The organism is Aquimarina megaterium XH134 (assembly GCF_000520975.1).
GTDB classification, from domain to species: Bacteria; Bacteroidota; Bacteroidia; order Flavobacteriales; family Flavobacteriaceae; genus Aquimarina; species Aquimarina megaterium.
Genome location: NZ_JACB01000032.1, coordinates 95,179 through 115,333, shown reverse-complemented (window position 1 = coordinate 115,333; position 20,155 = coordinate 95,179). Strand labels below are relative to the sequence as shown.

Annotated in this window: 11 protein-coding genes; 5 read left to right on the top strand and 6 right to left on the bottom strand. The window is 32.6% G+C overall.

Annotated elements, in window-relative coordinates:
• Positions 1-16 precede the first annotated feature (16 nt).
• The gene (locus tag Z053_RS30300; RefSeq protein WP_051476083.1) at positions 17-1,291 is read right to left on the bottom strand and encodes a helix-turn-helix domain-containing protein; all 1,275 of its coding nucleotides are present in this window, start codon (positions 1,289-1,291) and stop codon (positions 17-19) included.
• 203 nt (positions 1,292-1,494) lie between these two features.
• Between Z053_RS30300 and Z053_RS0117060 the strand changes: the two genes are divergently transcribed.
• Together Z053_RS0117060 and Z053_RS31590 are read left to right on the top strand one after the other, a co-directional pair.
• Positions 1,495-3,222, top strand: coding sequence for an AraC family transcriptional regulator (locus Z053_RS0117060; RefSeq protein WP_025666200.1), 1,728 nt, complete (start codon positions 1,495-1,497; stop codon positions 3,220-3,222).
• A 232-nt stretch (positions 3,223-3,454) separates the two neighbouring features.
• Positions 3,455-3,631, top strand: a complete 177-nt coding sequence (locus tag Z053_RS31590; protein WP_160170115.1) for a hypothetical protein — start codon at positions 3,455-3,457, stop codon at positions 3,629-3,631.
• Between the two features lie 110 nt (positions 3,632-3,741).
• Here Z053_RS31590 and Z053_RS0117050 read toward each other — a convergent pair whose 3' ends face one another.
• The 4 genes from Z053_RS0117050 to Z053_RS30295 form a co-directional block, all read right to left on the bottom strand.
• A complete protein-coding gene (locus Z053_RS0117050; protein WP_025666199.1) occupies positions 3,742-4,524 on the bottom strand; it encodes a hypothetical protein in 783 nt (260 codons plus the stop codon).
• Between the two features lie 105 nt (positions 4,525-4,629).
• Positions 4,630-8,586, bottom strand: coding sequence for a PQQ-dependent sugar dehydrogenase (locus Z053_RS0117045; RefSeq protein WP_025666198.1), 3,957 nt, complete (start codon positions 8,584-8,586; stop codon positions 4,630-4,632).
• Between the two features lie 226 nt (positions 8,587-8,812).
• Positions 8,813-9,610, bottom strand: a complete 798-nt coding sequence (locus Z053_RS0117040; protein ID WP_035096346.1) for a hypothetical protein — start codon at positions 9,608-9,610, stop codon at positions 8,813-8,815.
• A gap of 158 nt (positions 9,611-9,768) precedes the next feature.
• Positions 9,769-11,472 (bottom strand): helix-turn-helix domain-containing protein, encoded by a 1,704-nt coding sequence (locus tag Z053_RS30295; RefSeq protein WP_025666196.1) that lies wholly within the window; start codon positions 11,470-11,472, stop codon positions 9,769-9,771.
• Positions 11,473-12,049: 577 nt separating this feature from the next.
• Here Z053_RS30295 and Z053_RS0117030 point away from each other — a divergent pair.
• Positions 12,050-15,220 carry a SusC/RagA family TonB-linked outer membrane protein gene (locus Z053_RS0117030; RefSeq protein WP_025666195.1) on the top strand — a complete coding sequence of 1,057 codons (3,171 nt, stop codon included), beginning with the start codon at positions 12,050-12,052 and terminating at the stop codon, positions 15,218-15,220.
• Positions 15,221-15,223: 3 nt separating this feature from the next.
• Positions 15,224-16,594, top strand: a complete 1,371-nt coding sequence (locus Z053_RS0117025; protein ID WP_025666194.1) for a RagB/SusD family nutrient uptake outer membrane protein — start codon at positions 15,224-15,226, stop codon at positions 16,592-16,594.
• 99 nt (positions 16,595-16,693) lie between these two features.
• Here the strand turns inward: Z053_RS0117025 and Z053_RS0117020 are convergent, their stop codons facing one another.
• Positions 16,694-19,546, bottom strand: coding sequence for a VPS10 domain-containing protein (locus Z053_RS0117020; RefSeq protein ID WP_035096345.1), 2,853 nt, complete (start codon positions 19,544-19,546; stop codon positions 16,694-16,696).
• A gap of 185 nt (positions 19,547-19,731) precedes the next feature.
• On the opposite strand from Z053_RS0117020, the gene Z053_RS0117015 reads away from it, so the two are divergent.
• Positions 19,732-20,013 (top strand): hypothetical protein, encoded by a 282-nt coding sequence (locus Z053_RS0117015; protein WP_025666192.1) that lies wholly within the window; start codon positions 19,732-19,734, stop codon positions 20,011-20,013.
• Positions 20,014-20,155 lie beyond the last annotated feature (142 nt).

Sequence of the window (20,155 nt, the reverse complement as noted above, 5' to 3'; positions counted from 1 at the left end):
AAGAATCCGGACGTTTTTAGGAAGTTTTTCTATATTCTTTTGGAGAAATGCCTGTTCGTTTTTTAAAAGCGCTATAAAAAGTAGATTTCGAATTAAACCCAGACTCTAAAGCGATCGATATAATAGTGTAGTTTATAAAATTAGGGTTTCTTAATTTAAATTTTGCATCCTCTATTCTATATCTATTTATATAATCGGTAAAATTATACCCGCTCAATTTATTAACCAATTGTGACAGGTAGTTACCACTTATATTTAGTTTTTTAGCCATACTGTCTAACCCCAGATTTGGATCCCGATATATTTTGGCTTCTTTCATCAAAAAATCTAGCTCTTTAAAATACACATTATCATCGGTAATATGAGATTCACTTTTTGTGTGAATTTGTTTTAGTTTTTTTCCGGTTAGTTTAGCAATTAACTGAAATAAGAACACATGATCTTTATTGAAAAAATCTTTTTGAGAATGCTCAGAATCCAGAACACCTACTACCTCATCATCTATTAAAATAGGAACAGACAATTCAGACATTCTACGATCATCATCTATGATATATCCAGGATCATTGGTCAAATCGGGCACATACTCAAATGTTCCTGATTGAGCTACTCTACCAACAATTCCTTTACCTAATGGAATTTGGATAGGGCTTATGACTTTTCTTTCTCCATTATTTTTATGGCCAAATGCTGCTTTTTGTATCAAAACTTTATTTTGGGTATCCAACATGTAGATTACACAGTCCTCTAGTTTAAGTTTCGAAATACAATTCTCTACAATATCCCACAATACCTCTTCAAGTTTGTTTTTTTCGAACAGCGATGATGCAAAATAGGTTAGTATTTCTATGGTTTCATTTGATGCGTTTTGATGTTGTATCTGGTCTTTTTTAGAAAAAATCTGATACAGATTATGAGTACTAAAATTTGATACTAAACTTCGAATCACATCTTTCTTGGCCTTCGTCTGATCAAACTTTGGTGTTAGTTCTTCTGTAGTAGTAAAAATACCATCATACCCTACTTCAAATACTTTATTAAAAAGAAGAGGGATCTTAAAATAGAAATTAGAGAAATTCTTCAGGACTATACTCGAAAAGAAAAAAACAAATACTGTAATGAGCAATACTATGTTTAATACTATCAGCATTGCAAACATATGTCTTGTATCAAAACCTGTACTTAGCATCTTATAACACACAACATATATCAAGAAAAATACAACCCCACATATTAAAATTGTAGAAATCTTCGCTACTAGTTTATCACCTATGTTTTTTTTGATATTCATGATGATTGATTTTTTTGTCCAATCCAAATATATAATGACAATACCCTTGAAAACAAACGAAATATCTCGATATTCTGAGAATTTCGAGATTCATTTCCAACATTAACTTATTTATAATCAGTTGTTTATATCAAATTAATATTAAGACATTACAAAAACCAGAAAATAGTATCTTTATAGCTAGATAAATAGATAAAAACCCCTTGAAAGCAAAAAAGACATATCTCTTTTTCACTTCCTTTTGTAAAAGGATAACTATTGTTTTTTTACTATGCTGTGTACAAATTACTACCGGACAAGAAGAAGATTTTGTAATTCCTGATTCTTTAAAAACATTGGACTATGAGAATTTATATAATTCTTATCTAAAGGTCTACAGAGATACTTTGTCTGCAAAGATTTATCTTAATACGTATCTAAAAAAAGCTATTCTAGAAAATGATAAGATAAAAATGGCTAATGCATATAGTAGATTATCCTATTATATTGAAGAAGAATCAGAAAAAATAGCTTTATTAGATCGTTCTATTACTTTGAGTACAGGTTTAGATCAAGATATCATAATTAGATCATACTCTTTTAAAGGAGGATATTACTTCCGTAAAGGTAATTACACTCTTGCACTTGACAACTACTTACAAGCTTTGATGCTTGCAGAAAAAATTCAAAATGTTGAATACATCTATATCACCAAGCATAATATTGCTTGTATCAAGACGGAAATAAGAAAGCATGAAGAAGCTTTACCTCTTTTTAAAGAATATTATACACACATAATAACAAAACATACTACCGATACAATCCGATATTTAAAAGCAACCGTTCCTTTAGCAGAATCTTATCGCTATAATAATCTCCTGGATTCTGCTTCAACATATCATTATAAAGCAATTAAACGATCACAAAAATCAGAACATTATTATAATAGGTTTTATAGTCGGATTATCATTAATGAGGGTATCAATCTCTTTTATAAAGAGAAATTTAAGGATGCTTATGATAGTATTGCTAAAGGTTTGTCTGTTCTCGATAAAACCAGATCAGAAAACAAAAAAGCATATATTTTGGGTGAGTTTTATTTGGGAAAGCTACAATTATTAAAACAAGACATCTTATCTACTAAAAAGCATTTTCTTACTGTAGATTCGATTCTTCACTATGAAAAAATTACTCCTATTGAAGTTCGGGAAGGTTATGAGTTTATGATCAATTTTTATAAAGAGAATGACAAAAAAGAACAACAGCTCGAATATATCAATAAACTTCTACGATTTGATAGCATTATTAACCAGGAAACTTCTTCTTTATCTAATCGTTTATTTAAAGAGTTTGATACTCCTTTACTGATAAAAGAAAAAGAGGTCTTAATTAATGAACTGAAAGGCAATAATAAAAACCTAAATTCATTAGTGATTTTTCTCTCATTACTTACTCTTGTCGCTATTGTTTTTTTATATCGCCAATATCAAAAGAGAAAAACTTATCAGCAAAAATTTGAACAATTAATTGCTCAAAACAAGGTGGTCGAAACACCTAACGAAAAACCTCAAAATGATATAGGAGTATCTAATGATATCGTTGAAGAAATCCTGAATAAGTTAGTTTTATTTGAACAAAATCATTATTATCTAAAAAAGAATATTAGTACTACCTCTTTGGCCAAAGACATTAAAACCAATACAAAGTATTTGTCAAAGGTCATTAATCATCATAAACAAAAGAATTTTGCCAATTATATCAACGATCTTAGGATTGCACATGCTGTAACCCAGTTAAAAGAAAACAAAACGCTTAGGAACTATACCATACAAGGTATTGCAGAAGAAATGGGGTTTAATACTGCCGAATCTTTTTCGTCTGCATTTAAAAAGAGTACAGGAATCAAAACTTCTTATTTTATAAAGAAATTACATGACTTAGATACTATGTAATTTATCGAAATTCTGTGAATTTCGACTAATAACCACCTCATTCATAGCATGTTTACTGTTTTTTACTCTATATTTATTCTTGGAATTCAAAAAAAGTAACTTACATATACTTTTTATACTGTTAGGCATTTTTATTATCACTTTATGTGATTTTTAATAAAAAATTGTATCAATAATATTCTGATACTGGTAGAGAAGATATATGTATAATAATCTTTAAAAACTAAAAATTATGAGAAAAGCAAAGGGGAAAAAATTAAGTCTTGCAAAACTAAAAATTGCAAAATTAGAGAATCCGTCATCTATAAAAGGTGGTTACGTAGATAGTAAAAACCCTTCTAGATGTCCTTTATTCTATAAGCCAAAATTTACTATTATTACTTGCCCAACTAATTTTGAATGGGATTAAAAAATTTACAAAACCAATAAAGAATTAAAACCCCTCAAACTATAAAAAGGGAAAATATAGTTTGAGGGGTTTTTCTATGGATTTAATCAAATGATTTGATTTATTATTTTTTAGTTTCTAACATCAGTCCAACCCTTCCAGTGACCTAAAAAACCTCCTGGCACTGATCGCCAAGATCCTCTATATCTTTTTTTCCCTCCGATATAGGTAATTCTTTTCCCGTGTCCTTTATAAATTTTATGAGTTGCTTTATCATTTTCTTTCCAACTTCCATTTGCTTTTTTATACTTAAACTTAACTGTCATATGAGGTACTCCGGTTCCACTATCGGAAAAAAGATGAGTATACCCTTCTATTTTCTTTTTTTTATTTCCTGACTTCCACACATCTTCAAGATCCCATCCGTCTCCCTCACAATAATCAGCATATTCTTTATCACAAAAACCTCGGTTAACCGGGAATTTTTGTAACAATGATTCAGGAATTTTTGTCATTCCTATTGTAACGGGAATATTCATATTAGGTACTATCTGTCTTTTTTCTAATAATTTCTGATTTTGAAAAGATTTAGACATATCTATCAATACCTTAGGTATAGGAGTTTTTTCTGAAGTAAGAGCCAGATACACATCCAACATAGAATGCCTGTCAAAATCAATAAACATTTTGTTGTGTTCAAATCCTGATTCTATCGCAATGATAACAGGATCTCCCTCTTCGTCACTTTCGATGAGTTGTAGTTTGTTGCCATTGGCAAAAGTAAAAACAGCAAATTCTCCACTACTAGTTTGCTCTAGAATTGGCTGTATACCTTCTACTTCATCTTCACAAGAGGTAGTAAAAAGTACGACGCAGATAATGCATAAAACTTGTATGAATTTAATACGTTTCATAAGATTTATATACTAAAATTTATGTGATAAAAATTACCCGAACCTTTTTAAGACACTCGGGTTTATGTCTACTCTTGCAAGAATATTTTTAAAAACCCTCTGGATTTAATCCTTAATAATTTTATAGGTTTGTTCATCATCTTCAACATTAATCTTAACAAAATACAACCCTCTGCTATAATTCAAGATATTGATTGTTGTAGTATTACTATCCAGAATTCTTGAAGTAGTAATTAGTTTTCCGTTAACATCAAACACCCTTACCATAAAACTGGTATATCCTGGTACCAGAACATCAACATTGTCTCTTGCGGGATTTGGAAACAATACAGCACTAAGGCCTTCTACGTTTTCATTATCACTTGATCGTATGGGGCTGATTTCTGCAATACCCGCCTCAACAATAGTATTACCACTGTAAGCAATAAAAATGGTCCCTTCTTCAGAAATGTGTATATCCCTGATTCTTCCAAAAACGCCTTGTTCATTACCTCCAAACAGGTGTTCTATGTTTTGCATTGGTAAAAGAGCATTATCCAGAGGTATTTTGATAACAGATTGACCTCTTAAAGTAGCCATAAGAAGACTATTATTAAGCTGCGGAAAAGCGGTATGATCATAATAATCTAATCCAGCGGGAGCAACAGACCCCAGATCGATAAAAGAGCAATCAATATCCGGATTATTGCAAGGTGTAGTCACATCTGGCCATCCATAGTTATTTCCAGAATTAATCAGATTGATCTCATCTCCTCCTACTTCACCGTGTTCACTTATATAAATATATGATCCGGCTTGTGTGATCCCTTGAGGGTTTCTATGCCCCGTGGTAAATACAGAACTACCAGGTATAGGATTGTCTACCGGTATAGAACCATCTGTATTGATTCGCAGGACTTTCCCTTCCAAACTATTTATATCCTGAGCATTATTATTGGGAGATGCAGTTGTGATATATAAAAATCCATCTGATGATAGTAAAAGATCACACCCATGCATTGAAGGCGAAGGAATGTTTTCTAAAAGTACAGTTTCATTAGTTAAATCACCATCTACAATAGTATATTTTGCTATTCGCAGTTTAAGATTACCATCATTATATGTATATGCAACAAACAGTTCTTCGTTACTCAAAGTCAAACCAAGCAATCCTCCTCTAGGAGAAGTATTGGCATCAAAACCTTGTGTTTCACCTAGTCTAAGTACTTCTTGTTTATCCCCTGTATTTCTGTTTATTTTACTTACCACTCCAAGATCCCTATCTGTCACCCATAAAAAACCATTACTATCTAATTCTATAGACCACGGGACTTCTATATCATTAGTAAGTAGTCTTACATATCCTCTGGTATCTCCAATATTTATATTTTGAGTAAGTAAGTTTTGATCATCGGTTAGTTCGGCTAATTGTGTACAACCTGCAACCGTAACTAGGAGACCATAATCCTCTATATTAGATTGAATATCTATAGAATTACCTGTCTCTCCTGCAATAGGAGTATTATTTAAAGTCCATTGATACAAATATCCAATCCCCGACGTAGCAATTAATGTTTGGTCTTCATCTACAAAATAGACATTTACAACATTAGAGTGATTTATAACAATACTACCATTCATTAATCGATCACACCCTTCACTCATTGCCCGAACTGTTACTACATCATCATTACGAATATGGTAGTAAGGAATATCTATCGATAAAGATTCTCCCGATCCCATTGCCGAAATACCAATTTCTGTAGTATTTATCAATACCACATATTCTATCCCGTTTTCAGAATCTGATAACTGAATGGTTACATCCTCTCCGCTACACATAGAGGTGTTACCCGATAGATCAAATGCATTTAATTGCCCAGTTACTGTTATGGTTACTGTACCAGGATTACTCTCGCAACCTTCTGAAGTTTGGGTAGCATAAAATGTAGTAGTGGTCGATATATCGGTATTTAATATATTTCCTGTAGCAATAATATTTTCGAGATCGGGATCAGAATACCAGGTGATGTTTTCTCCTACTGCTTCTAACTGTATAAATGAATCGAAACAGACACTATATTCTTCTGGCATTTCGGGAACAGAAGCACAGGTAAATACTATTGTGTTAGAAATTACATTACAACTACCATTATCAACAATTACATAATAGGTTCCTGATCTTGATAATTGCAATACCGGATCATCACCATCGATTAATTCCTGATCTCTATACCAGGAAAATGTCAACCCTCCAGGGCTTACCGAGGGAGTGGCTTGTAGTTGATTATCTACTGCTTGTAATACAACATTAAACGGATCGGATATCTCAATATCAAAAGAACCATTCATTATAGATGTGCAATTATTCAACGAAGACCGAACCTGGATATTCCCAGAACTTAATCCTCCGATTGTATTTAAAGTAATCAAACTTCCTGTTCCTTCAACAACATCACCAATAGAAACATTATCCAACAAGGTTTGATAGGTAGCTCCAATCTCTGATCCGTTAAGTGAAAAACTTAGTGTATCTCCAGAACATAATTGCATACTGGCACTTTGATCAATTGAAAAGGGTTGTGGATCAGAAAGAATCGTTATGGTTACCGAAGAGTAGGCAGAAGTACAATCTGTATTTGATTGTGTAAGATAATATGTTGTAGTCTCTGTAATGCCGGTGGGTTCAAATTGTTCTCCTGTATGTAACAGATTGGTTAATCCAGTATCAGAATGCCATCGAATAGTGCCACTACCCAATGCTGTTAACACAGGTATAGGGTCACTACTACATAAGGGATCAGGGTTTTCAATCGTTGGGGCAGATAAACAGTAATTTTCATTTCTTAGCACTACTATTCTATCTTGATTATGAGATGCCATAAAGACTTCGCCATTAGGGGATATACAATAATCCCGTGGAGAAACCTGAGTCCCATCATCACCCCAGACCACATATTGATCATCATTGGTCAATACTATATTATTGGCAGGATTTAAACTGGTATCTTTATTAATAACACTTAGCCCATCTGAAGACATCAATATCCTAAAAATTCTCGCGCCTTTTGATGATCCTCCTATGAACGTACCTTCCCATTCAGGTATAGCTGGATGGTCATAATACAACAATCCCGTTGGGGCAAGATCAAAGGTAACCAAGGGGCATGTGTTTTCATTTGTATTAGAAGAAGGGTCGCAATATCCCTCATATACAATATTATCATTAATATCCAGAAAGCCCCACCCATAACTATTACCCGGCTCTATACGGTTAAATTCATCATTAAGTTGTGCACCATGTTCTAATGCATAAATAGCATTGGGATATGTAGGATGATCTGCGGGAACCTGTGCAATACCCTGTGGATTTCTATGTCCGTAGCTGTATATATAGCTTGCTGGTGATGTAGGATTACCCGAGTCATAAAATGGATTATCGATAGGTGCTGATCCATCCAGATTTATGCGTAAAACTTTACCTACTATATTATCAAGTCTGGAAGCATACTCCTCATCATTTGCTCCTGTAGTCATCAATAACTTTTGGTCATTTGATATCAACAACCTTGAGCCATGATTATCTGGTCCCAAAGTGGACTGAAGTAAAATTTCCTGATTTTCTAATCTTTGATTGGTAAAATTATAGGTATATCTTGAAAGTGTTTGTAGGTTTTGAATATTGCTGTGTGCAAGATATACATGGGGACTGCCATCATTAAAATCTGGATGTATAACCATGCCTAACAACCCTCCTGTACCAGGCCCTTGTTGTATTTGATTAGATGGTAATGTAAGCAAGATTTCTTTTGGGGATGAAGAATCGTAGGGGTCAACTCTGCAAACATTTCCTGCATCCCTCTCGGTAAACCAAATCATATCATCTGGACCCCACAAAATCTCCCAAGGCTTCTCAACATCGGTTCTAAGAAACGAATATGAAACAGTGGTATCTCCCACTTCAAATGTTCCTTGAGCAGATAACAAGGTGATATCAATATTGAGTATGACTATTATAAAAAATACTTTTAAGATAAACTTATCTAGAAATGGTTTTGTTCTGTTAAGAGTTTTACTTCTCATAAAATACCTTTAGAATCATAAATAATGTCTCTGGATTTGCTCTTATATTATCTTTCTGGAAAATTGAATGTGCTTTTTTTAAATCATATACATTTTGATAAAAAAGCAGCAGGAGAATCAAAATTTTCTTCCTGCTGCCTACCAAACCATCATTTCAAACTGTTGAATTACTCACTAATAAAATTCTTATTATAAAATCATTATTCTGGTAATATCAATTTTATTTTTAGTTCCGAAAATCAGTATATCCTTTCCAATACACATATTCTGTTCCAAGGCCAGTTATTGCATTAACCCCACTACGCGCTGCTCTTCTGTATCTTTTCATTTTCCCTGGTATCGACAATCGTTTCCATTTTCCGGGATATACCTTGTATTTCCCTTTAACATGTGTCGCCCATCCTCCAGATGCTTTTCTATATCTATGTCTTACTTCCATATACTTCCCTTCATTGTATGATTCTTTAAACACAGAGGTATAATTTTTCATTACTTTACATCTACTACTTGATGTAATATTAGACACTTTGCTTTTTTTTCGGTTAAAACAATGATTATAACTCTCAGGAATATCATCGCAAAAATTTGCTTTAGTATTATTCTTCATTTTAAGTGTTTCAGGGATTTTTTCAACACTAAATTTTAGTGCAGTATCAAAATCCTTAACAACGCTTCTATGATGCAAATGGTCATTGTCTTCAGAGATATTTGCAATTATTTTTGGGAGAGGAGAGTCATCAGGAGTTAATTTAAGGTATATGTCTAATATAGAATTAGAGTCAAAGTCTATCAATTCTATATTTTTATTTGAGCCAGATTCAATAGCCAGGATAACTGGATCTCCTTCTTCGTCACTTTCAATTAATTGTAAGGTATTTCCATTAGAGAATGTAAAAATCGCCAATTCTCCATTATTATTTTCTTGTAATGTTTCATTATTAACTCGCTCGCAAGAGAATGTAGCAAATGCCAGAAGTGAAATGTATTCGATTAGTGTAATTCTTTTAGGGATAAGATTTTTCATATTATTAGATTTTAAGATATTTAAAAAAGGTGAGTACATTTTAAGGGCCCAAAACCTACTCACCTTATACACAAACTCAACTGTATAAAATACAAATGAGATGCAATTCTAATAACATTAAAAATTATAAGTGTCCTTAAAGTTTGAATTTCAAGAAATCAGGACATAATTTGTTGCTGTTGTCTATATTCTTTGGGAGAGACTCCAGTGTGTTTTTTAAATGCAGAATAAAAAGGTGATTTCGAATTAAATCCACATTCCATGGCAATACCAAGTACGGTATAGTTATCATAATCTGGATCTTTTAGTTTGGATTTTACTTCTTCGACCCTATAACTATTTATATAATCAGAAAAATTACAGCCTCCTAGTTTATTGATCAATTGGGATAGATAGTTACTGCTTATTTGTAGTCTTTTTGAAATATTTTCTAGACCTAAATTAGGGTCTACATAAATTTTTTCTTCTTTCATTAAAAAATCCAACTCTTTAAAGTAAGCATTGTCATTTGTAATATTAGTGAGTACTACTGGATTGGTATTGGTGTTGATTTGAGAAAGTTTTATTTCTGTTAATTTAGCTATCAATAGAAATAATGCAATATGATGTGACTTAAAATATGCTTTCTCGTCGTGCTCGGCATCCAAGACTCCTACTACCTTCTTTCTTATAAATATAGGAACAGAAAGTTTTGATCTTCTTGTAATGTACTTCTCATTATCACCTATAATTACACTTAAGTTTTCTACACATTGATATTTCTCTAATTGTACTACTTTACCCAAGGTTCCTTCTCCGATTGGAATAGGTATTTGTTTTTTTCTTTTTATGATTTCACAATTGTTTTTGTTACTATATATTGCTTTGGGAATTAATGTCTTATTTTCTTTACATATCATATAGATACTACATTCTTGTAGTTGTAATTGAGAAATACAATTCTCTACAATATCTGATAAAACATCATCTCTTTTATTTTTATCAAACAAAGAAGTAGCAAAATAACTTAATATTCCTGTAATAGATATGGGATTAGAGTGTACTAATTGAAGTTCTCTTTCTGAGAAAACATGATCTAGTCCTGATAGCTGAAAATTAATAATCTTCTTCTGTATTGGGTCTTCTAAATTAGTAACGCTACCCGATACTTTGTTTAAATGTTTCATCCCCAAAAAGAGAAAAGCGTAGCAAAAAATCATATATAGCATCCAAATTGGATAATATGCAGAATGACCCGTTATCTCTTCTTTAATAAAAAACAAAGTAATAGTAAGCATCCATAACACCGACAGAATCACTAATGCAACAAAAATATTCTTTATCCATTTTGTTTTTTTTCTAACATAAACAAAAGATAATCTTCCTAAAGAATTCTCATATCTCTGTATAATACGATAATTCCATATAGAAAGCATAAAACAAAAAATAACGGTGAAATTTTCATCTATTTCATTAAGAAGAAAAGAAGCTGTGTTTTTTGAAAAAATAGAATAATCAATCAGAATATTAATCTTTATTAAGGTATATACAACAAAAAACACCATAAATGGGATTAAAAGATATCGTTGATACCTTTTATATATTTCCTCTTTCTCAAGATAATAACAGGTAAATGCAGTAAAAAAAACAGGTGACAAAAATTCGAATGGAGTATACAGTATAAGAATCCAAGGATATAACTTGGTAATTCCAAAATCTATTAATAGTATTTGAATGATTACCAAATTTGCGGTAATCAAAAAATAATAAAAAAACTTAAATGTCTTTTCTTTTTTTTTGCAACAACATAATTTAAGAATTGCAAAAATTACAATACCCAGACACCCTATAAGCAAAATAATATTGTATGGGTTTATTTTCATTGATTACGCAAATGTATTCCTATCTACACTATCTATAACGTTTAATAACGCACAGACCCCACCCTATATTTCAGGTTATTTTTATCATTTATTATAAAATTATATTAATATGACAAGGTTTCTTGTTAATATATCATAAAATACTTACTTAATTTAAAATTATCTCTTTTTTACACTCTTACTATACTGAATAATATTCTGTTTTTGACAAAAAAACACAATGCCATTCGAATTGTTTTCATTTTATAAAAAATAAAGCAGTCTTGCTGAATAATTATCAAAATTTATCTACAAAATTTGAAATATCAACATTTAGTTCTCTTTGATGATGTTAGACTGAATATAGGGAAAACAAGTACTTAACAACATTACTGAAAATATAATATAACGGTAGACACATCTATATCGATAGATGTGTCAAGCTCGGCCTATACGAAAAAAACAGAGCACGAAATCAATATTAATACAAACTTAAAACAACACTTTATGGAATAAAATCAGACTCTACGAAGCATTAGAGTAAACTTCTTACACAAGGGGAAAAGAACAACAAAATCAATTTTTAGAAAAACGAATTATGAATAAAAAAATCAACACTTATTTTTTGAATTCAGCAGAAATTATTAAAAATCAACTGTTTACAACCACAACAATTTTTATGTTATGTTTATCTGTGGGGCTGTTTAATGCATATGGAAATACTTACAAAGCACATAAAATTGGTGATGTTCTGCAGGAAAGAGAAATAAAAGGAAAAGTAACAGATGATAGTGGTATTCCATTACCTGGAGTAGCAGTAATTATCAAAGGATCAAACCAGGGTGCTCAAACAGATTTTGATGGCAACTATATCATTAATGCCAAAGCTGGTGAGATATTGATGTTTTCTTATATCGGAATGAAAACAGAAGAGAGAATAATAGATGCCATATCAAACACTATTAATATCGAAATGGTATCAGATACCCAGGAACTCGAAGAAATCGTTGTACTTGGATATACTACGAGAGGTAAAAATGAAATTACGGGTAGTACTGTGCAAGTTGTTGCCGATGAAATTAATGATGTACCTGTAGTAACAGTAGATCAGGCATTACAAGGTAAGGTCGCGGGTTTAAACATAGCTTCTTCTTCGGGAACTCCTGGATCAACACAACAAATCCGAATTCGGGGAGTAGGCTCTATTACTTCATCTAATGCTCCACTTTTTGTAATCGATGGGGTGCCTATGGTTAATTATAATACTTCTGGTAGTAGTTCTGCCAGTTCATTAAGCTCTCTATCCAGTATCAATAGCAGAGACGTAGAAAGTATTACCGTTCTTAAGGATGCTTCTGCAACCGCCGCTTACGGGGCAAGAGGATCTAACGGGGTTATTGTAATCACTACAAAGAATGGTAGAAAAAATAGAAAAACGACATTTAATTTTACTTCTACTTATGGGTATCAGGAGCAAGCAGTAAAGGGTCCGAAAATGTTAACTGCAGCACAACGAGAAGAACTTTTTTATGACGCTGTATTTAATACTTATGGAGAAACATATAGTATAGACAGATCTGAAGCTAAGGATCTTTATGAGCGGTTTCCTGGATTCTGGGGTACTTCATATACCGACTGGAATACAAATGGAAGGCCAGAAGCAAACTGGCAGGAAATTGTAAAGACTGATAATCCTGCTTTGCAAACATTTGATTTCTCTGCGACAGGAGGTAGTGAAACCTCTACTTTCTATACTTCTTTAGGATATAACAAAACCGAAGGTATCGTTAAAGGAACAGATTACGAAAGAATCACTGCAAAATTTAATTTTTCGAAAGACATGACTAATTCGCTAAAATTTATAAATAATCTTAGTGTTTCTAATATCGATCAAAATGGATTGTTTGAACAAGGAGCATTTTTTGCAAGTGGACTTTCTGCTCAATTCTTTGTACCACCAACACTACCTGCATATAATGCAGACGGAACCTTGAATCTTACTGACTTTGGAAGCGCTACCAACTACTTTAATTATCTTTATTTAATAGAGAACGATATCATTAATAATGATGTTACTCGCGCAATGAATAGTACTACTTTAGAATGGAAAATTCTGAAAGGCTTAAAATTTAAAACCAATTTTAGTATAGATTATAATTTAGCTAACTACAAAAATTTTTCTAATAGGGTTCATGGGAACGCTGTAGAAGAAGGTGGTAGTTCTTATGCTTCTACCAGTCGTAACTTTAATTGGGTCACTCAAAATTCTTTAAACTATAAAACCAGCCTGGACAGACATAGTTTTGATATTACTATACTACAGGAGTTCCAAAAAAATAAATACAACTTCATAAGTGCTCAAGGCGAAAAATTTCCAAAAGATGGATTAACCTTTGTAGACGAAGCCAGTATTAATTTTGAAGCCAGTACTTCTTTTAGTGATTGGAAGAACCTTTCTTACCTGGGAATGTTAAACTATAATTTTGACGATAAATATATACTAGATGCTACTTATCGAAGAGAAGCTTCTTCACGTTTTTCACGAAATCAACGTTTTGGCGACTTCTGGTCAATAGGTGCAGCATGGAACATCACTTCAGAAGAATTTTTATATGACAGCACTTTATTTAGTAATTTAAGATTAAGAGCCTCTTATGGAACTAGTGGTAGTGCAGGAGTAGACATTAATGAATATCAATCCCTTTTGGCTTACGACGCAGATTACAATGCTAATCCGGGGATATATCCCATAGGATATGGAAACGAATTCTTATCCTGGGAAAAAAATAATACACTAGATATGGGTATCGATTTTGGGCTTTTCAACGATAAAATATCGGGGTCAGTTGCCTATTACAATAAAAAAACCTTTGATATTTTACAAGAAGTAGGATTATCCCGAACCACTGGATTTGCAGATGTTAACAGAAATATTGGAGAAGTTGTAAATAAGGGTATTGAAATAGAACTAAACTATAATATAATAAGCGGGCAAGATTTTAACTGGAGTATTTTTGGAAACATAGCTACTGTAGATAACGAAGTCAAGAAACTGGCAAAAGATGCTTCTGGAAACGATATTGTAATTACCACAGGAACGCGAAGAGTAGAAGTAGGGCATCCAATATATGAGTGGTATATGAGAAAATGGGCAGGTGTAGATCCAGAGAATGGTGATCCTTTGTGGTATATTAATGGTGTAGATGGTGAAACTACAAATAATTTTAATGAAGCAGAAGTAGCTTTTCAAGGTAGTAGCGCTATCCCAACTTATAGTGGTGGTTTTGGGACTCATATAGATTATAAAGGATTCTTTATAGATGCTAATCTATATTTTACAGGTGGTAACAAAGTATACGAAAGCTGGTCGTATTATACCAAAAGTAACGGGTTAAACAGTACCTTATATTTTAATGGTACAGAAGAACTCTTACAAAGCTGGAAAAAACCCGGAGATATTACAGATTATCCAGCTCTACAATCAAATACAGGAGCAGGAAATCAATCTTCCTCAACTTCCACTCGATTCTTATATGATGGCGATTATATACGATTAAGAGAATTGGTATTAGGATATAACCTTACTAATAGTGCTTTAGAAACAATAGGAGTAGATGGAATCACTTTTACCTTAAGAGGAACCAACCTATTTACCTGGGTAAAAGATGATCGATTAAAACACGATCCAGAAGTAAGAACCGATGGATTTACCAGATTAACTACACCACCTGTAAAATCATTTGTATTTGGCGTTAACCTAAAATTTTAAATCATGACAAAAAAAATAATATACCTCGTATATAGTGCTTTATTTATAGCATTAATACCCTCTTGTAGTAATGATGATTTAGAGCCTACTTTACTCCAAAATCAGAACTTAGAAGGCAATATAAGTACTGTAGAAGATTTATCTAATCTTTTAAATGGTACCTATAGTTGGATGACTCAATCTACCTATTATGGTAGGGACATTATCATATATGGAGAAGCAAGATCAGATAATACATATTCTACTGGTGAGTCTGGTCGTTTTATTAGTGTAAGTGATATGAATATGACTGATGCCAATGGATATGCTTTAGATACCTGGTCTGTAATCTATACAACCATATCTACAGCAAATATTGCTATTAATATAGAAGGTGTTGAAGGAGATCAAGATCAAATCAATCATATTAAAGGACAAGCTTATGTCATAAGAGCACTAGGCCATTTTGATTTGCTACGCTTATATGGCCAACAACATGTTGATAATGGCGGATTAGGAGCTTTGGGAGTTCCTTATATCGATAAGTTTAAAGATGATAATGATCTTCTGCCTGGTAGAAAAACTGTAGAGGAAGTAAAAAATTTAATTCTTGCAGATCTCGACAAAGCGTCATCCTTAATGTCAGAAACTCTTAATGGTACATCTAGCTATGTAACTAGCTATACTGCAAAAGCAGTTAAGGCAAGAGTAGCATTGTATTTTGAAGAATATATAACAGCCAGAGATGCAGCAAAGGCTATAATCGATTCTGGGCAATTCTCTATATTAGATAGAGATTCGTATGTAGATAGTTGGTCTGTTGATAACGCCCCTAATTCTATTTTTGAATTAGCATTTGATAATGTAGATAATCAAGGAATAAACGGCTTGGCAAATATCTACCGGTTTGGGTATGCAGATATTGTAGCTTATAATGATTTTACTTCTATTTTTGATGCTGGTGATATTAGAGGAACTGCCAGTATGATAGATACCGATGGGGATAAATTAAGAAACATTGGTAAATATCCTTCTCAATCTTTTGATGACAATGTTAGCCTAATAAGATATGAAGAAATCATTTTAATTTATGCAGAAGCATTATTAGAAACAGGGGCTATAGGTGATGCTTTAAACTGGCTAAATATGATTCCTGATAATAGAGGGGCTAACCTATATACAGAAGCAACCAAAGAAAATATTCTTTTAGAAAGAAGAAAAGAACTATGTTTTGAGGGGTTTAGGTTTGATGATTTAGCACGAACAAAACAAGATATCCCAAAACTAAATGTAGTTTCTGCAGGGCCTGTATATGGTAGTTATAATTATGCCTTTCCTATTCCTTTAGCCGAATTAAACGCAAACTCTAATATGATACCCAATAAAGGATACTAAAGAAAATATGATTGTTTTATATCATAAATGTTTGAATTGCTTAAACCCCATCAAAATATTTTGATGGGGTTTATACATATAAGTTGTTAGAGGTTCCTTTTATTTAATTTCCCACAAGGCTTTTTCTGTTTGCTTTCCATCAGAAATTTCTATTGAATATCTTCCTGTAGGAAGGTAATATTTCCCGTTTTTTCTTTTAGAAACTTCTTCATCAGGAAATTCTTTTTCGAGTATATTTTTTCCTTTTTCAGTAATCGTAAGATCGTATTCTACATAATTAAGCCCCTTATCAGCTTGTGTAGAAAATTTCTGAAGTACTTTTCCTTCTTCGGTAGTAATTTTAATAGAGAAATCTCCTGATTTTCCAGCATAAAACTTGATGGTAATTGTTGGTTCATATGGTGTAGACCATTTGCTCCACGAAACACCCCATCGATCTGACCACTGCATTGCAGGTATATCAAAAACATGAAGTCCCTTGTTTATTACTTTATCATCAAGAAGCTGTACCGCTTCTATATTTGTTTTGTATATACTTCTACCGTGTGTTCCTAATAATAAATCATTAGCTTCTGGTTGGATTACAATATCGTGAACCGCTACATTAGGTAATCCATTAGAAAAAGCTTGCCAGTTTGCTCCTTTATCTAGTGAAACATAGGCACCATTATCTGTTCCTATATATAATACATTTTCATTTTTAGGATCTTCTTTAATCACATTTATTGAAGATACAGGTAAGCCATTTCCTATATTTTTCCAACTCTGTCCATAGTTTTCACTTACATAGACATAAGGTTTAAAGTCATCCCATCGATATCCATTTAATGCAACATAAACTCTTTCTTTTTTATGAGAAGAAGCAATCACTCTTGATACCCAAAGATCTTTAGGAAAAGAATCCGAAATCTTGCTCCAACTCCCACCAGAATTTTTGGTTACATACACTAACCCATCATCGCTACCTGTGTAGATAAGTCCAAATTGAAATATAGACTCGGCAATTGTAGTCAACGTTCCATAAGCAACATTTCCTTTTTTACCACCATTTGTTAAATCATTAGATATCGCAGTCCAGTCATCCCCCTGATTCATCGATCTCATTAATTTATTTCCTCCTAAATACAAAATATCTTGATTGTGAGGCGATAATAAGATTGGTGTTTGCCAATTAAATCGATAAGGAGATTCGCCCAATTCGTGTTTAGGTTGAATATAGATTTGTTTATTTGTAGCGCGATGTATTCTAAAATAATTTCCAAACTGAAACCCGGTATATACAATATCTGCATCCCGATCATCAATCTGTACCTGCATACCATCACCACCCATAATACTTTCCCAAGGATAATGACCACTTTGATGCCAGGAATCGTCTTCTTTAGCATTATGTGCTCCTACCCAAACTCCGTTATCTTGCAATCCGCCATATACATTATATGGTTTTTCATGATCAATATTAATTGCATAAAACTGTCCCACACTAGGTTGATTAGCTTTTATCCAGTTTTCTCCATCATCATAAGAGATATTTAGTCCTCCATCATTACCATTTACCAAATGCATCGGGTTTTTAGGGTTAATCCATAACGAATGATGATCGGCATGAACATTTTTTCCATTAATATTGGTAAATGTTTTTCCGGCATCTTTAGATTTCAAAATGGGGACTCCAGAAATATATATATGATCCTTATTAGCAGGGCTTACCTGTATCTGAGCAAAGTAATATCCATAACTATAAAATAGATCATCAATATAGTCTTTATGGGTTTTTGCCCAGGATTTACCACCATCATTACTTCTGTATACTTCTGCTCCTATAACAGGAGTATCAAATAACATTGCATTAGCATTTTCGAGGTATTTAGCAAGATCTATTGGTTTTACCGTACCCCCACGCACAAGTTGTTTTACATTATCTGCTCTATACTTTTCTTGAAACCCATTGGTTTTTAAAAATGCATTTAGCTTTTTATTTTCCAATTTTAAAAAAGTTTCTGATGACATCGTTTTAAAATCCTCTTTGGTTAATCCGCTGTTACTTTTTTTGGTATCATTTTCCTTTCTTCTATACTGGCTATCATGAACAGCATATACCGTGTTTTCATCAAAAACAGCAAGGCCTATTCTACCTACTCCTTCTCCCGTAGGAAAACCACTTCCTTCTATAGATATTTTACTCCAGGTAGTTCCTGCATCAGTACTTTTATAAATCCCTGACCCTAATCCATTACCTTCAAAATTCCAGGCTTTACGATCTTTATCCCATGCAGCTGCATACATAATACTAAAGTTTTCAGGTGCATATGCTAAATCAATAATACCTGTTCGATCGTTAATAAATAATGTTTTTTTCCAGGTAGCTCCTCCATCTGTTGTTTTATAAACTCCCCGTTCTTGATTAGAAGAATATAAGTGCCCGGTTACTCCCACTACGACCTCATCTGGATTATTAGGATTAATAACGATTCTACCTATATGATGTGAATCGAGTAGTCCTACATTTTTCCATGTCTTACCATTATCTGTAGATTTTAGAATTCCTACCCCTGCATAGGATGACCTAGATGAATTATTTTCGCCAGTTCCTACCCAAATGATATTATTTTTCCAGTCTACGGCAATATCACCAACATTAATTGTTTCTGCAGAATCAAGAACAGGTTCAAAAGTAGTTCCATTATTTACAGTATGCCACAATCCTCCAGAAGCATATCCAACATAAAACTCTGTAGTATTTTCTGGATTCACATCGACATCTACTACACGACCACTCATTACAGTCGGCCCAATATTATTAAAAGGGACATGTTTCACTAAAGAAGACTTTTCCATTTGCTTTTTATTCAGCAATCCTTTCTGTACCAATTCTGCATTAGTAGCTGGTTGTTGAGAAAAAATAAAAGAAGAAAGAAAGAAGAAAAATAATGATGATGTAAATGTTTTCATTTTGATGGGTGTTTAGTGCGCTGAAAGTAGATATTGTTATAACAAACTCAAAATTTTTAGATATTGTTTAACAATCATTTGTTTTAAAACAATAATCATAAACCACTAAGGATATTGTCTATTTTTTGCGTTTCTCGTAAATTTTTAGTTAATTTATTAAGTACTAATCAATTAAATACACAATCATGGAAGAGTATTTACCATTAATTATTCAATTAATCAGTGGGGCCGTTGGAGGAAATATTGCAGGCTCATTACTAAAAAATGTATCCTTAGGTAAAGTAGGAAATTCAATTCTGGGAATACTCGGAGGAGGTTTAGGTGGATATTTGCTAAATTATCTGGGAATAGGCACTTCTGGCGGAATGGATTTGTCTGGGATACTAGGAAGCATTGCAGGTGGTGGTGTCGGAGGTGGTGTGTTAATGGCTATAATAGGTTTAATCAAAAATGCAATAAGCAAATAAAAATACACTCATATTGATAAAAAAAGTAAGGTAAATTCAATATTTAAAAAGGAACTCAAAATCTTATGAGTTCCTTTTTTTATTACGCAAATAATAATCATATTTTTGAAGAAAATCAGTATTCCTAATCCTCGTTTGGTCT

Coding starts and splice junctions, on each gene's coding strand:
- Z053_RS0117030 (WP_025666195.1), top strand. CDS start 12,050: ATGAATAAAAAAATCAACACTTATTTTTTGAATTCAGCAGAAATTATT.
- Z053_RS30300 (WP_051476083.1), bottom strand. CDS start 1,291: ATGAATATCAAAAAAAACATAGGTGATAAACTAGTAGCGAAGATTTCT.
- Z053_RS0117040 (WP_035096346.1), bottom strand. CDS start 9,610: ATGAAAAATCTTATCCCTAAAAGAATTACACTAATCGAATACATTTCA.
- Z053_RS0117015 (WP_025666192.1), top strand. CDS start 19,732: ATGGAAGAGTATTTACCATTAATTATTCAATTAATCAGTGGGGCCGTT.
- Z053_RS31590 (WP_160170115.1), top strand. CDS start 3,455: ATGAGAAAAGCAAAGGGGAAAAAATTAAGTCTTGCAAAACTAAAAATT.
- Z053_RS0117025 (WP_025666194.1), top strand. CDS start 15,224: ATGACAAAAAAAATAATATACCTCGTATATAGTGCTTTATTTATAGCA.
- Z053_RS30295 (WP_025666196.1), bottom strand. CDS start 11,472: ATGAAAATAAACCCATACAATATTATTTTGCTTATAGGGTGTCTGGGT.
- Z053_RS0117045 (WP_025666198.1), bottom strand. CDS start 8,586: ATGAGAAGTAAAACTCTTAACAGAACAAAACCATTTCTAGATAAGTTT.
- Z053_RS0117020 (WP_035096345.1), bottom strand. CDS start 19,546: ATGAAAACATTTACATCATCATTATTTTTCTTCTTTCTTTCTTCTTTT.
- Z053_RS0117050 (WP_025666199.1), bottom strand. CDS start 4,524: ATGAAACGTATTAAATTCATACAAGTTTTATGCATTATCTGCGTCGTA.